The sequence below is a fragment of the Serratia sp. 22264 genome (assembly GCF_052045345.1).
GTDB classification, from domain to species: domain Bacteria; phylum Pseudomonadota; class Gammaproteobacteria; order Enterobacterales; family Enterobacteriaceae; genus Serratia; species Serratia plymuthica.
Genome location: NZ_JBQEOY010000001.1, coordinates 437,377 through 451,059, shown reverse-complemented (window position 1 = coordinate 451,059; position 13,683 = coordinate 437,377). Strand labels below are relative to the sequence as shown.

Below are 13,683 nucleotides of genomic sequence, written 5' to 3'. Positions count from 1 at the left end.
GTGTGGGCCTCGCCGGTCATCCGCGCACCGCCCCCAGAACAAAGGACGCAAGCTTCACCATGTATTCAGGACTGTTGATTATTCTGTTACCGCTGATTGCCGGTTATCTCATCCCCTTACGCAGCCGGACGTTACTCCAGGCCATCAACCGCCTGCTGAGCGGGATGGTTTACGTGATCCTGTTTTTTATGGGCATCAGCCTGGCATTCCTGGAAGATTTGAGCAGCAACCTGTTGCTGATATTCCAGTACGCCGCGGTGTTTTTCCTGTGTATCTTGGCTGCCAGCTTGCTGATGCTGACGCTGCTGGAACGCAAAATGCCCTGGCGCAACAGCCATAAACAAGAACGGTTGCCTTCGCGCCTGCACATGGCGCTGGAATCGCTCAAACTGTGCGGCGTGGTGCTCGGCGGTTTCCTGCTCGGTCTGACGCAGTGGCAGTGGCTGCAGTTTGCCGGAAAGGGCAGTGAATACGCGTTGATTTTCCTGTTGCTGCTGGTGGGTATCCAACTGCGCAACAGCGGCATGACGCTGCGTCAAATCGTGATTAACCGGCGCGGCATGATAGTGGCGGTGGTGGTGACGATCAGCGCACTGGCCGGCGGCGCGCTGGCGGCACAACTGCTGGGGCTGCCGATCAAAGCCGGGCTGGCGATGGCTTCCGGTTTCGGCTGGTATTCGCTTTCCGGTATTCTGATCACCGACGCTTATGGCCCGGTACTGGGCAGCGCGGCCTTCTTTAACGATCTGGCGCGCGAATTGGTGGCAATTATGCTGATCCCGACCCTGGTACGCCGCAGCCGTTCCTCGGCGCTGGGCCTGTGCGGGGCCACCTCGATGGACTTTACCCTGCCGGTGTTACAGCGCAGCGGCGGGTTGGAAATGGTACCGCCCGCAATCGTGCACGGGTTCCTGCTGAGCCTGCTGGCGCCGGTACTGATCGCCCTGTTCTCGTGATTTCTTCCGGGGGCTATGCCCCCCATAAAGCGTAATAATTCCCATCCGCAGGGTAAAATTGCGCTAAATCAAACTTGCCTACAGTAGTACCACAAAAGCCTTTTTAAGCCCCGGTTGCCGATCTATGCTCATAAACAAGCATTATAAATGCAACTTTAAAAAAGGAAGCGATTATGTTCTGTGTGCAATGTGAACAAACCATCCGTACCCCGGCAGGCAACGGCTGCTCTTATGCTCAGGGCATGTGCGGCAAAACGGCGGAAACCTCCGATCTGCAAGATCTGCTGGTAGCGGCGTTGCAAGGGTTGTCCGCCTGGGCTCTGCTGGCCCGCTCGCTCGGGATTATCGATCACGAGATCGACAGCTTTGCCCCGCGCGCCTTCTTCTCCACTCTGACCAACGTTAACTTCGACTCTGATCGCATTATCGGCTACGCGCGGGAAACCCTCCTCCTGCGCGACGCGCTGGCCACGCGCTGCCGGCTGCTGGACGCCGGCGCACACGTCGATCATCCACTGGCGAGTCTGCAACTCGACGGCGACGACATGCCGACGCTGTTGCAGCAGGCGGCGCAATTCGCCCTCAACACCGACAAGGCCGAGGTGGGCGATGACATTCACGGCCTGCGCATGCTGTGCCTGTACGGCCTCAAAGGGGCGGCGGCCTATATGGAACACGCCCACGTACTGGGCCAGTTCGACGACCAAATCTATGCCGATTACCATGCCTTTATGGCCTGGCTCGGCACCCAGCCGCGCGACGTGGATACCTTGCTGAACAACGCCATGGGTATCGGCAAAATGAACTTCAACGTGATGGCGATCCTCGATCACGGTGAAACCCAGGCCTATGGCGATCCGATCCCCAGCGGCGTAAATGTGCGCCCGGTAGCGGGCAAGGCGATTCTGATCTCCGGTCACGATCTGAAAGATCTGCGCATGCTGCTGGAGCAAACCGAGGGCCAGGGCGTTAACGTCTATACCCACGGTGAAATGCTGCCGGCGCACGGCTATCCCGAGCTGAAAAAATTCAAACATCTGGTCGGCAATTACGGTAGCGGCTGGCAGAACCAGCAAATCGAGTTCGCCAAATTCCCCGGCCCCATCCTGATGACCTCCAACTGCATTATCGATCCTGACGTCGGCAACTACGGCGATCGCATCTGGACACGCAGCATCGTCGGCTGGCCGGGCGTTAACCACCTGGAAGGGGATGACTTCACCCGCGTGATCGCCCAGGCGCAAGGCATGAGCGGTTTCCCTTATACCGAGATCGAACATATGATCACCGTCGGCTTTGGCCGCCAGACGCTGCTCAACGCCGCCGATACGGTGATCGATCTGGTGGCTCAGAAGAAACTGCGCCACGTGTTCCTGGTCGGCGGTTGTGACGGCAGCCGCGATGAGCGCAGTTATTTCACCGACTTCGCCCGCAGCGTGCCGCAAGATTGCCTGATCATGACGCTGGCCTGCGGCAAATACCGCTTCAACAAGCTGGACTTCGGCACGCTGGAAGGCCTGCCACGCCTGCTGGATGTCGGCCAGTGCAACGACGCCTATTCTGCCATCATGCTGGCGGTCAAACTTTCCGAAACGCTTGGCTGCACGGTCAACGAATTGCCTCTCAGCCTGGTGCTGTCGTGGTTTGAGCAAAAGGCGATCGTCATCTTGCTGACACTGTTGTCGCTGGGGGTAAAAAACATCGTCACCGGCCCGACCGCACCGGGCTTCCTGACCGACAACCTGATGGCGATCCTCTACGACAAGTTCGGCATGCGCCCGATCACCACCGTTGAGCAGGACCTGCAAGCCTTGCTCGGTTGATGCCGTTGTTTTTCGGGGCCGCGCCTATGCCGGCCCCTTTGCCTTTGAGGTGCTCTATGACCCAACCCACCCCACTTTGCCCCAATCGCATGCAGGTACACTCGATCCGGCAAGAAACTGCCGACGTTTGGACGCTGAACCTGATCTGCGACGTTTTTTACCCTTATCAGGCCGGCCAGTTTGCGTTGGTCAGCATCCGCAATACCGAAGAAACGCTGCGCGCCTATACGCTGTCTTCCTCACCCGGCCAAAGCCGTTTTCTCAGCATCAGCGTGCGCTGCCTGCCGGACGGCGCAGGCTCGCGCTGGCTGACGCAGGAGGTCAAACCCGGTAACACCCTGTGGCTGTCCGATGCGCAGGGAGAGTTCAGTTGCGAACGGCACCCGGCCGATCGTTACCTGATGCTGGCGGCCGGCTGTGGCGTTACGCCGATTATCTCAATGTGCCGCTGGTTGGTAGCCAATCGTCCGGCCTGCGATATTGCCGTGATCTTTAACGTACGCACCCCTGCCGATACGATTTTTGCCGAACAATGGCGCGAGTTGTGCGCCGCGCATCCTCAACTGCAACTGACGCTGATGGCCGAACAGGATGCTCAGCCGGGCTACCTCAACGGGCGGATAACGTTAGAAGCCTTGCGACAGGCCGCGCCGGATATTGTCGAACGTACGGTGATGACCTGCGGCCCCGCGCCTTACATGACTAAGGCGGAGCAGCTTTGCCGCCAGCTTGGCGTGCCGGTAGCCCGCTTCCACAAAGAACAGTTCCATACGCCGGCGGAAACGGACTCCGGGCAAGGCGAAGGGCTAACGCTGCGCGCCGCCCGGCCGCTGCGCGAGTTCCGCGTACCGGTCGGCAGCACGCTGCTGGCAGCGATGGAGGCCCACGCGCTGCCGGTCAACGCCGCCTGCCGCGCCGGGGTCTGCGGTTCGTGCAAAACCCGCATCCTCGACGGTGACTACAGCACCACCAGCAGCATGACGCTCACCCCGGCCGAGATCGCCCAAGGGTATGTGCTGGCGTGCAGTTGCCAATTGCAGGGTGACGTTACCCTCGCCTGACGGCCATAGCCCCATCTCGCCGATGGGGCATTTATCGGCAAGCACGCTTTGAAGCCCCCTTCTACACTTTCCCCTGTTCCGTGCGTTTTATTACATTCATCTGACGCTAAAAAAGCCTTAATGATTCATGCCCACTGGATTTCAAGTTGCAGCCCATAACGCTGTGGCGTGAAAGATAAAGGGTCCTTTACAACGCTTGGGGGAATTATGAAGCAAACCGCAGCCACGCTGGTCGCCAAAACGCTTGAGCAGGCCGGCGTGAAACGCATTTGGGGCGTCACCGGCGATTCGCTCAATGGCCTTAGCGACAGCCTGCACCGCATGGGCACCATCGAATGGCTGGGCACGCGCCACGAAGAAGTGGCCGCGTTTGCCGCCGGCGCAGAAGCCCAGCTCACCGGCCAGTTGGCGGTTTGCGCCGGCTCCTGCGGCCCGGGCAACCTGCACCTGATCAACGGCCTGTTCGACTGCCACCGCAACCACGTGCCGGTATTGGCGATTGCCGCCCATATTCCCTCCAGCGAAATCGGCAGCGGTTATTTCCAGGAAACCCACCCGCAAGAACTGTTTCGTGAATGCAGCCACTACTGTGAACTGGTCTCCAATCCGGAACAGCTGCCCCGGGTGCTGGAAATCGCCATGCGTAAGGCGATCCTCAATCGTGGCGTGTCGGTGATCGTGCTGCCGGGCGACGTGGCGCTGCGCATGGCGCCGGAAGACGCCAGCATGGTATGGCATACCCCGGCACTGCCGCTGGTTCAACCGCCGATGAGCGAGCTGAACACGCTGGCGGCCATACTGAATCAGGCGAAGAACATCACGCTGATGTGCGGCAGCGGCTGCGCCGGTTCGCATGACGAAGTGGTCAAGCTGGCCGAACTGCTGCAAGCGCCGGTGGTCCACGCACTGCGCGGCAAAGAGCATATCGAATGGGACAACCCGTACAGCGTCGGCATGACCGGGTTGATCGGCTTTTCGTCCGGCTACCACGCGATGATGAACGCCGATACCCTGGTGCTGCTCGGCACCCAGTTCCCGTACCGCGCGTTCTACCCGACCAACGCCAACATCATTCAGATCGACATCAACCCCGGCAGCATCGGCGCGCATTGCCCGGTCAACATGGCGCTGGTGGGCGATATCCACACCACCCTCACCGCCCTGCTGCCGCAACTGGAACCGAAGAGCGACCGCACGTTTCTTGACAAGGCGCTGGAGCACTACCGCACCGCGCGCAAAGATCTCGATGGGCTGGCGAGCGCCAATGACGATCAGCCTATCCACCCGCAGTATCTGGCGCAGCAGATCAGCCAATACGCCAACGACGACGCCATCTTCACTTGCGACGTCGGCACACCGACAGTGTGGGCGGCACGCTACCTGAAAATGAACGGCAAACGCCGCCTGCTGGGCTCGTTCAACCACGGTTCGATGGCCAACGCCATGCCGCAGGCCATCGGCGCACAAGCCACCGAGCCGGGCAAGCAGGTGATCGCCCTGTGCGGCGACGGCGGTTTTACCATGCTGATGGGGGATTTCCTGTCGCTGACCCAGTTGAAATTGCCGGTCAAGATTGTGATCTTCAACAACAGCGTGCTGGGTTTTGTGGCCATGGAAATGAAGGCCGGCGGCTACCTGACCGACGGTACCGATCTGCACAACCCGGATTTTGCGGCGATTGCCAACGCCGCCGGCATCAAGGGCATTCGCGTCGAGAAGGCTTCGGATCTGGACGCTGCGCTGCAAGAAATGCTGGCGCACCCCGGCCCGGCCCTGTTGGATGTGGTGACCGCCAAACAGGAACTGGCGATGCCGCCGCAGATCAAATTCGAACAGGCCAAAGGCTTCAGTCTGTATATGCTGCGTGCCATTATCAACGGCCGTGGCGACGAAGTGGTCGAACTGGCGAAAACCAACTGGCTGCGCTGATCCTGTGCGGGCGCGGCAACCGCTGCGCCTGCCATTTTCCGCTTTTGCCACGCGATAATCCGGCTATGATGGAAGCCATTTTCCGGATTGATGCTGAGGAGTTGTATGCTTATCGATTTACGCAGTGACACCGTGACCCGCCCCTGCGCCGCCATGCGCCAAGCCATGGCGCAGGCCGAAGTGGGCGATGACGTTTATGGCGATGATCCCACGGTAAACGCGCTGGAGGCGGAAGCGGTTCGTCTGTCCGGCAAGGAAGCGGCGCTGTTTCTGCCGAGCGGCACCCAGGCCAACCTGGTGGCGCTGTTGAGCCATTGTCAGCGCGGCGATGAGTATATTGTCGGCCAGCAGGCGCATAACTATAAATACGAGGCCGGCGGCGCAGCGGTGCTCGGCAGCATCCAGCCACAGCCGATTGAGGCGAACCCGGACGGCACCCTGCCGCTGGACAAGGTCGCAGCGGCCATCAAACCCGATGACATTCACTTCGCCAGAACCCGTCTGCTGAGCCTGGAAAACACCATCAGCGGCCGCGTGCTGCCGCAGGAATACCTGCAACAGGCCTGGCGATTCACCCGCGAGCATCAGTTGGCGCTGCACATCGACGGCGCGCGCATCTTCAATGCCGCCGTCGCGCTGAACCTGCCGCTGAAAGAGATTGTGCAATACTGCGACACCTTCACCATCTGCCTGTCGAAAGGGCTGGGCGCACCGGTAGGCTCGCTGCTGTGCGGCAGTGAAGCCTTTATTCAGCGCGCCATGCGCTGGCGCAAAATGACCGGCGGCGGTCTGCGCCAGGCCGGTATTCTGGCGGCCGCGGGTTTGTATGCGCTGGAGCATAACGTCGAACGGCTGCGCGATGACCACGACAACGCCAAATGGCTGGAACAGCAATTGCAGGGGATGGGCGTGGAAATTGCTGAGCCGGGCGCACAAACCAACGTGCTGTACCTGCGCCAATCGCCGGATCTGGCGGCAAAGCTGGGGCCGTGGATGCGAGAGCGTGGCGTGCTGATCAGCAGCGGGCCGCTGACGCGCATTCTGACCCATATCGACGTCAACCGTCAGGATCTGCAGCAAGTCGTCGATTTATGGCGGGAGTTCCTCCGCCAGCATGCCTGAATCCTGACCCGAACGGGGCGCCACTGCGCCCCGCCTTCAGAGGATCCAGCGGCCGTAAACCCAGTACCAGATCCCCAGCGTCGCCACCAGGTTCAGCACCACGCTGAGGATAAACCAGGTTTTGAACGGCTGTTTCTGGGTTTTATGGCGAAACAGTTGTTGTGCGACTATCGCGCCAATCCATCCCCCCACCAGCCCAAACACCAATAAGGTGCTTTCCGGCACCCGTTGCCAACCCTTGCGCGCAGCAAACTTATCCGCGCCGTACACCAGCAACGTCAGCAGGTTGGCCAACAGCCACCACATCCCAATCGGATGCAGGAAAAACAGGCTGGCGACTAAAGCCAGGCCCAACAGGGCATAACAAACAGCATTCAGTTTCATATCATCCGGCTTATCACAGGCAAACGGCCCGTAGTGTGACCCCGCCTCATGGCAGATGCAACTCCCTCATAACCACACAAAAAGTGCATTTAAACGCCAGGTTTGGCATTCTGTCACCGACTTTCACTGCATAAGGCAGCGCTGATGACACCCCAACGCGTATTGGTTCTCGGAGCCAGCGGCTACATTGGCCAGAACCTGATCCCTCACCTGATCGAGCAGGGACATACCATTACCGCCGCCGCGCGCCGTCTGGAATGGTTGCAGGACCAGAACTGGCCGCAGGTTAATTGCCACTATGTCGACGTTTATCGCCCGGAAACCCTGGGCGCCGCGCTATGGGATATAGATACCCTTTATTATCTGATCCACGGTATGGGCGACGGTGATGACTTTATTGAAAAGGAACGCCAGGCGGCGGAAAACCTGCGCGATGCGCTGCGCAGCTCCGGCGTCAAACAGGTCATTTTTCTCGGCGCCCTGCAGCCGACCGGCGACAGTTCGCCGCACCTGGTGGCACGCAAGCTAACCGGTGAGATACTGCGCCAAAGCGGCATCCCGATCACCGAATTGCGCGCCAGTATTATCGTCGGCCCAGGTTCGGCGGCGTTCGAAGTGATGCGCGACATGGTCTACAACCTGCCGGTGCTGACGCCGCCGCGCTGGGTGCGCTCTAAATCTTCGCCTGTGGCGCTGGAAAACCTGCTGGTGTATCTGGCCGACCTGCTGGCGTATCCGGCGGAAGAAAATCGCATTTTTGACGTCGCCGGGCCGGAATATATCAGCTACCAGACGATGTTTGAGCGTTTCATCAGGATCAGCGGCAAGAAGCGCTGGCTGATCCCCATTCCCCTGCCCACGCGCTTTATTTCAGTCTGGTTTATCAGCCTGATCACCTCCGTGCCCACGTCCATCGCCAGCGCGCTGATTCAAGGCCTGAACCACGATCTGCCCGCCGACGGCAAACCGTTGCAAGCACTGATCCCGCAAACGCTGCAAACCTTCGATGAGGCGGTACGCGAAACCCTGCGTCGCGAGAAGGAGGTGGTCGACTCCGCCGACTGGGGCTACGATCCGGAGGCGCGGGCACGCTGGCGGCCGGGCTACGGTTTCTATCCCAAACAGGCGGGTTGCACGCTGGAAACCCACGCGTCCAGCCAGGCTTTGTGGCACGTGGTGCAGCAATTGGGCGGCAAAGAGGGGTATTTCTATGCCAACCTCCTGTGGCAGATCCGCGCCCGCATGGACGATATGATCGGCAATCAGGTGGTGTATGGCCGCCCGCCGCGCGATACGCTGGCTGTGGGCGATCTGGTCGACGGCTGGAAAGTGATCACCCTCAAGCCGCTACGTCAGTTGGCGCTCTTGTTCGGCATGAAAGCGCCCGGCCTGGGGCGTTTAACCTTCACTATCAAAGATCACGGCGATCGCCGCAGCCTTGATGTCCGCGCCTGGTGGCATCCCGCCGGTTTCAGCGGGTTGCTGTACTGGTTCGCCATGATGCCCGCCCACCTGTTCATTTTTCGCGGCATGGCACGGCGTATTGCGAAGCTGGCCGAAGAGCACGAATACAATCTGCCGTGACCCGCGGCACGGCCTGATGTTCATTTGTCGATCAACCGCACAGTTTGCTGCTGCGGTTAGGTCCTTTCCGATTGCATAGCGCACGAAATCACGGAAGAATGGCATCTTATTTGCTGGGGTGCCGCTGACGGCCTTCAGCATTCTGATTTTTGGCGAGAATAGAGTTCGTTATGAAGGTATTGGTCACCGGTGCAACCAGTGGGTTAGGCCGTAACGCCGTTGAATATCTCCGCCGCCAGGGCATAAAAGTACGCGCCACCGGCCGTAACCAGGCCATGGGCAGTTTGCTGGAAAAAATGGGCGCGGAATTCATTCATGCCGATCTCACCAACCTGATCTCGTCGCAGGCCAAAGCGATGCTGGCCGAGGTGGACGTGCTGTGGCATTGCTCCAGTTTTACCTCCCCCTGGGGCACCGAAGAGGCGTTTGAGCTGGCCAACGTGCGCGCCACCCGTCGCCTGGGCGAATGGGCGGCGGCCTACGGCGTTTCGCAGTTTATCCATATCTCTTCGCCGGCGATTTATTTCGATTATCATCACCATCGCAACATTACCGAAGACTTCCGGCCGGCGCGCTACGCCAACGAGTTTGCACGCAGCAAGGCCGCCGGCGAACAGGTGATCCAGCAACTGGCGCTGTCCAACCCGCAGACCCACTTCACCATCCTGCGCCCTCAGGGGCTGTTTGGCCCTCACGACAAAGTGATGTTGCCGCGCCTGCTGCAGATGATTAAGCATTACGGCAACCTGCTGCTGCCGCGCGGCGGTGAAGCGCTGGTGGACATGACCTATCTGGAGAACGCGGTACACGCCATGTGGCTGGCGACCCAAAAAGAGGATACGCCGTCCGGGCGCGCCTACAACATCACCAACCAGCAGGCACGCCCGCTGCGCAGCGTGGTACAGCAGTTGATCGACGAATTGGGCATGAAATGCCGGATCCGCTCGGTGCCCTACCCGATGCTGGATATGATGGCGCGCGGCATGGAGAAGCTCGGCAGTAAAAGCGAGAAAGAACCGGTGCTCACCCATTATGGCGTCGCCAAGCTCAATTTTGATCTGACGCTGGATACCACCCGCGCGCAACAGGAACTGAGTTATCAGCCGATTGTTTCGCTGGATGAAGGCATTACCCGCACCGCCCGCTGGCTGAAAGAACACGGCAAGCTGTACGGCCTGTAATCAACGCGCCGCACCGTACTTTTGCAGTAACGCATCGACAATCGCCTCGCTTTCAGCATCCGGCTCACCGCGAAAATCGCTGGGCCGGAAATGCATCTGGAACGCCGCCAACACGTTTCGCTGTTGCCGCGCATCCCACAACGCATCGACGCCATACCCGTAGCGCGCCAGCTTTTCCAGCAGCGGCGCCAACGGCACCGCCGCATGGCGGTCACGCCCCGCCAATCGCCTTTGCACCTCTGCCGCGTCCGGCCAGGCGCCGATCCCCGCTTCTGCCAGTTGCTGCCAGGGAAAGAGCGGGCCGGGATCCTGCTTGCGTTGCGGCGCTATATCGCTGTGCCCCACCACGTCGGTCGGCTGAATGCCGTAGCGCTGGATGATATCCCGGCTTAGCGGGATCAACAGCGCGATTTGCTCCGGCGTATACGGCTGCCAGTGGGTAAACAGCATGCGGCGGCTGAACCCGCGATTGACGATTTCAATGCCTATAGAGGTGTCATTCAGGCTGGTACGACCGCGCCAATAGCTGGCTCCGGCATGCCATGCGCGCAACGCTTCCGGCACCAGTTGAAAGGCAACCGGTTTGCCCTGTTCGCGCAGCGGATGCGCCGGCAGCAGGTAATGTGCGCTGACGTGTTCATCCGTCAGGGTTTTCAACGAAGAATGAAAATCTTCCGCTGTGTAGTGCATCACCAGAAAACGGATGCGCTGGTCGGCGCCTTGCGCCTGATGCAGAGTTTCAAGCTGGTAGCCGCCGCGATCGACGGTGGTACCCTGCGGTGCAGTTTGGCAGCCGGCAAGCAGCGTGGCGGCAATAATCCCTGGCCAAATTTTCACGTCGCCCTCCCCTGGTTCAGGTTCCCAAATTTGTAACTCAGGTTGATTAACTTGTATCCAATAATCAAGTTAATCAATAAATGATGACAGACCCGCCAGATGTGCAAGCGAGTATTGCTCTGCACTGGCTACTCGCCTGACAGGTGATAGCCTCATCATATTACCTGTGCTGAAATAAGCGAATAAACCATGCGCAAATCGAAGTGTTTAACCGGGTTGATCTGTCTCGCTCTGCTGCCACTCAGCGGTTGCGATCAGAAAAGTGTCGCCGGCGTAATGGGTGTAACTCAGCCCGCCGCTGCACCTGCCTATACGCCGCTAAGCGCCGATCAACTCTATCAGTTGGTGAGCCCGGTAGCGCTGTTCCCCGACAAGCTACTGGCCCAGGTGTTGGCCGGTGCGGGTTATCCCGATCAAATCAGCGCCGCAGATAATTGGCTGGCGCAGAACCGCAGCCTGCAACCGGCGGCGCTCGCCACGGCCGCTGACGCCCAACCCTGGGATCCCAGCGTTCGCAGCCTGGTGCAATTCCCTGACGTGCTGGACCAGATGGCGAAAAACCTTCCCTGGACCAGTGCGCTGGGCAATGCTTATGCCAATGATCCCACCGACGTAATGAACGCAATCCAGGTGATGCGCCAACGTGCGGCGAACAAAGGCACGCTGAAAAACTCCCCTCAACAACGGGTGGTGCTTGCGCCGGCTACCCACGCTCTCCAGCAGCAACCCTATCAACAAACCGTGGTCGCCGCGCCCGATCGGGTGATTGTGATTGAACCCAGCCAGCCGGATGTGGTTTATGTGCCGCGTTACGATCCCTGGGTGGCCTACGGCGAAACGGTGCCGAGCTACCCCGGCTATCGCTATCAACCGGCCTCTGGCTACAGCGGTGGGGATATGCTGGCGGCTGGCGTTATCAGCTTTGGTGTCGGCATCGCGGTCGGCGCCTTGATCAATCAGCACGACAACAGCTGGCATAACTGGGATGTGCACTGGGGCGATCGGCGTCAACCGGTGATTTACAACAATGCGCCTTATATATCGCACTCCACCACTGTGATTAATCGCGTTACCAATATCAATCAATACAATAATGTGAACCGCACCAATACAGTGAATAACTACAATACGCAGGTGAATCAGGCACCGCATTTCGCTCCGACCATGCCAACGGCAGAGCACCTGGCACCGAATGTTGCCACCATGGCAAAACCGCACTTTGCCCCCCAGCAGGCGGGCAATGCGCATCCACCGGTAGGTATGCCCGCCTTCACCCATTCTGCGCCTCCGGCACCCCGCCCGGTAACGCAGCCCTCCGTCGTCCATCAGCCGATGAGCATGCCAAACTTTAACCATTCCGCCCCTGCGGCAATGCCACAACCTCCGCGGACGGAAACGCCACCACCGCGTCAGGCGGATAACCGGGCAACGCATCAGCCTGCGCCATTGGCTGCGGCTCCTCATCCGGTCTACGCGCCGTCACCGGCACTCAGGCCGGTGAGTCATGCTATTGCGCCGCCGGTGATGAATCGTCCGACACCGATGCAACAGCATCAACCCCCGTTGCGTCAACCGCAGGAGCAACATCCAATAGCCGCGGCAAAACCACAGGAACAGCATTTGATACCCGCGGCAAAACCGCAGGCACAGCATTTGATACCCGCAGCAAAACCGCAGGCACAGCATTTGATACCCGCAGCAAAACCGCAGGAACATCGCCCGCTGAAGCCTGAAGAACACAAGGTGGGATAAATAAACTGCGCCCCGACGGTTGCCGGGGCGTTTCATAAAATGGGGGTTAGCGGCTGACTTTCACTGCGGTGCCGCTGACGGTCACCATCAGCATGCTGCTGTCTTTGCCCACGGTTTCATAGTCGATATCAATGCCGACCACCGCGTTGGCGCCCAGCTCTTTCGCCTGCTCTTCCAGTTCCTGGAAAGCGATCAAACGGGCTTTACGCAGTTCTTTCTCGTAAGCACCGGAACGGCCGCCGACGATATCGCGCACGCCGGCGAAGAAGTCACGAAAAATATTGGCGCCGAGGATCGCCTCGCCGGTGACGACACCGCAGTATTCGGTAATGGTAAACCCTTCCAGGGTCGGGGTGGTTGAAAGCTGCATCAGAACTCCTTGTTTGATTCGCTGATTACGCTTCTAAGACCACAAGTTTACTCATATGTTCTTAATATAATATGCAATAAACACATTACTCATGCGCATACCCAAGCGCCTCTATTTAAACAAGGGCAAATTGCCGGTCAGCCTGGTGATTTTTTTCTTCGGCCCGACCAGCCCAATCGCCACCAGCTCAATATGTTCGCTGTCAACGGCTGAGATCCGCTCGCCATATTCGTCATAGGTCCGGCACGATTGAGCCAAGGCGCTGAATGGCATGCTGTAAATGTCTTCATCGTCGCCCGCGCTGTTCAACAATGCCTGAATCGTGGCATTGGACGCACGCAAGACCGGCAGCGGCGCATAAATGACACCGGGATAGCGCACGCCATCGCCGCTGGATAAATCCGGCCCGACCAAGTTCTCGAACGTCTTGCCAAAACTGATGCCAATCACACTGGCGGCGTTCATCGCCAATCCTACCGCCAACGCTTCATCGATCACGATGGTGCATTTATGTCTGGACACGTCAAACTGCATACTCTCCCCCATAAAACCAACTCGCCTGAATGGCCGCCCTGTCTGGAATAGCTCACTTCTCGGCAAATATTATGCCACTTCAGGGGAGGAAATAATGACCTGCTTGCGTTGAAGAAAGGCACGATTACGGTAAAATTTACCTATTTAGTA

Annotated in this window: 12 protein-coding genes; 8 read left to right on the top strand and 4 right to left on the bottom strand. The window is 59.1% G+C overall.

Annotated features, from left to right (window positions below):
- Positions 1-59: 59 nt before the first annotated feature.
- The 5 genes from ACTJJ1_RS02230 (at position 60) to ltaE (ending at position 6,891) form a co-directional block, all read left to right on the top strand.
- A complete protein-coding gene (locus tag ACTJJ1_RS02230; protein WP_004942566.1) occupies positions 60-956 on the top strand; it encodes a lysine exporter LysO family protein in 897 nt (298 codons plus the stop codon).
- 173 nt (positions 957-1,129) lie between these two features.
- Positions 1,130-2,779, top strand: a complete 1,650-nt coding sequence (hcp, locus tag ACTJJ1_RS02225) for a hydroxylamine reductase (protein ID WP_004942565.1) — start codon at positions 1,130-1,132, stop codon at positions 2,777-2,779.
- Positions 2,780-2,835: 56 nt separating this feature from the next.
- Positions 2,836-3,840, top strand: coding sequence for an NADH oxidoreductase (gene hcr / locus ACTJJ1_RS02220; protein ID WP_440832237.1), 1,005 nt, complete (start codon positions 2,836-2,838; stop codon positions 3,838-3,840).
- A gap of 207 nt (positions 3,841-4,047) precedes the next feature.
- Positions 4,048-5,769, top strand: coding sequence for a ubiquinone-dependent pyruvate dehydrogenase (poxB, locus tag ACTJJ1_RS02215; protein WP_440832235.1), 1,722 nt, complete (start codon positions 4,048-4,050; stop codon positions 5,767-5,769).
- Positions 5,770-5,874: 105 nt separating this feature from the next.
- Positions 5,875-6,891, top strand: a complete 1,017-nt coding sequence (gene ltaE, locus ACTJJ1_RS02210; protein ID WP_440832233.1) for a low-specificity L-threonine aldolase — start codon at positions 5,875-5,877, stop codon at positions 6,889-6,891.
- Positions 6,892-6,927: 36 nt separating this feature from the next.
- Here ltaE and ACTJJ1_RS02205 read toward each other — a convergent pair whose 3' ends face one another.
- Positions 6,928-7,275: a DUF1294 domain-containing protein gene (locus ACTJJ1_RS02205; protein ID WP_004942554.1), complete on the bottom strand. Its 348-nt coding sequence runs from the start codon at positions 7,273-7,275 to the stop codon at positions 6,928-6,930.
- A 144-nt stretch (positions 7,276-7,419) separates the two neighbouring features.
- Here ACTJJ1_RS02205 and ACTJJ1_RS02200 point away from each other — a divergent pair, with 144 nt between their 5' ends.
- Together ACTJJ1_RS02200 and ACTJJ1_RS02195 are read left to right on the top strand one after the other, a co-directional pair.
- Positions 7,420-8,859 (top strand): DUF2867 domain-containing protein, encoded by a 1,440-nt coding sequence (locus ACTJJ1_RS02200; protein WP_440832231.1) that lies wholly within the window; start codon positions 7,420-7,422, stop codon positions 8,857-8,859.
- A gap of 170 nt (positions 8,860-9,029) precedes the next feature.
- Entirely contained in the window at positions 9,030-10,040 is a 1,011-nt protein-coding gene (locus ACTJJ1_RS02195; protein ID WP_004942550.1) for an NAD-dependent epimerase/dehydratase family protein, read from the top strand.
- Here ACTJJ1_RS02195 and ACTJJ1_RS02190 read toward each other — a convergent pair whose 3' ends face one another.
- Entirely contained in the window at positions 10,041-10,877 is an 837-nt protein-coding gene (locus ACTJJ1_RS02190; protein WP_004942546.1) for an N-acetylmuramoyl-L-alanine amidase, read from the bottom strand. It lies immediately after the preceding gene.
- A gap of 189 nt (positions 10,878-11,066) precedes the next feature.
- Here ACTJJ1_RS02190 and ACTJJ1_RS02185 point away from each other — a divergent pair, with 189 nt between their 5' ends.
- Positions 11,067-12,629: a DUF3300 domain-containing protein gene (locus ACTJJ1_RS02185; RefSeq protein ID WP_440832229.1), complete on the top strand. Its 1,563-nt coding sequence runs from the start codon at positions 11,067-11,069 to the stop codon at positions 12,627-12,629.
- Positions 12,630-12,675: 46 nt separating this feature from the next.
- Here the strand turns inward: ACTJJ1_RS02185 and ACTJJ1_RS02180 are convergent, their stop codons facing one another.
- Positions 12,676-12,999: a heavy metal-binding domain-containing protein gene (locus ACTJJ1_RS02180; protein WP_004942542.1), complete on the bottom strand. Its 324-nt coding sequence runs from the start codon at positions 12,997-12,999 to the stop codon at positions 12,676-12,678.
- Between the two features lie 111 nt (positions 13,000-13,110).
- Positions 13,111-13,533 (bottom strand): DUF2000 domain-containing protein, encoded by a 423-nt coding sequence (locus tag ACTJJ1_RS02175; RefSeq protein WP_440832227.1) that lies wholly within the window; start codon positions 13,531-13,533, stop codon positions 13,111-13,113.
- Positions 13,534-13,683: the final 150 nt, after the last annotated feature.

Bases quoted from the DNA above. Each gene is read 5' to 3' on its own strand.
- ACTJJ1_RS02230 (WP_004942566.1), top strand. From the start codon at position 60: ATGTATTCAGGACTGTTGATTATTCTGTTACCGCTGATTGCCGGTTAT.
- hcp (WP_004942565.1), top strand. From the start codon at position 1,130: ATGTTCTGTGTGCAATGTGAACAAACCATCCGTACCCCGGCAGGCAAC.
- hcr (WP_440832237.1), top strand. From the start codon at position 2,836: ATGACCCAACCCACCCCACTTTGCCCCAATCGCATGCAGGTACACTCG.
- poxB (WP_440832235.1), top strand. From the start codon at position 4,048: ATGAAGCAAACCGCAGCCACGCTGGTCGCCAAAACGCTTGAGCAGGCC.
- ltaE (WP_440832233.1), top strand. From the start codon at position 5,875: ATGCTTATCGATTTACGCAGTGACACCGTGACCCGCCCCTGCGCCGCC.
- ACTJJ1_RS02205 (WP_004942554.1), bottom strand. From the start codon at position 7,275: ATGAAACTGAATGCTGTTTGTTATGCCCTGTTGGGCCTGGCTTTAGTC.
- ACTJJ1_RS02200 (WP_440832231.1), top strand. From the start codon at position 7,420: ATGACACCCCAACGCGTATTGGTTCTCGGAGCCAGCGGCTACATTGGC.
- ACTJJ1_RS02195 (WP_004942550.1), top strand. From the start codon at position 9,030: ATGAAGGTATTGGTCACCGGTGCAACCAGTGGGTTAGGCCGTAACGCC.
- ACTJJ1_RS02185 (WP_440832229.1), top strand. From the start codon at position 11,067: ATGCGCAAATCGAAGTGTTTAACCGGGTTGATCTGTCTCGCTCTGCTG.
- ACTJJ1_RS02180 (WP_004942542.1), bottom strand. From the start codon at position 12,999: ATGCAGCTTTCAACCACCCCGACCCTGGAAGGGTTTACCATTACCGAA.
- ACTJJ1_RS02175 (WP_440832227.1), bottom strand. From the start codon at position 13,533: ATGCAGTTTGACGTGTCCAGACATAAATGCACCATCGTGATCGATGAA.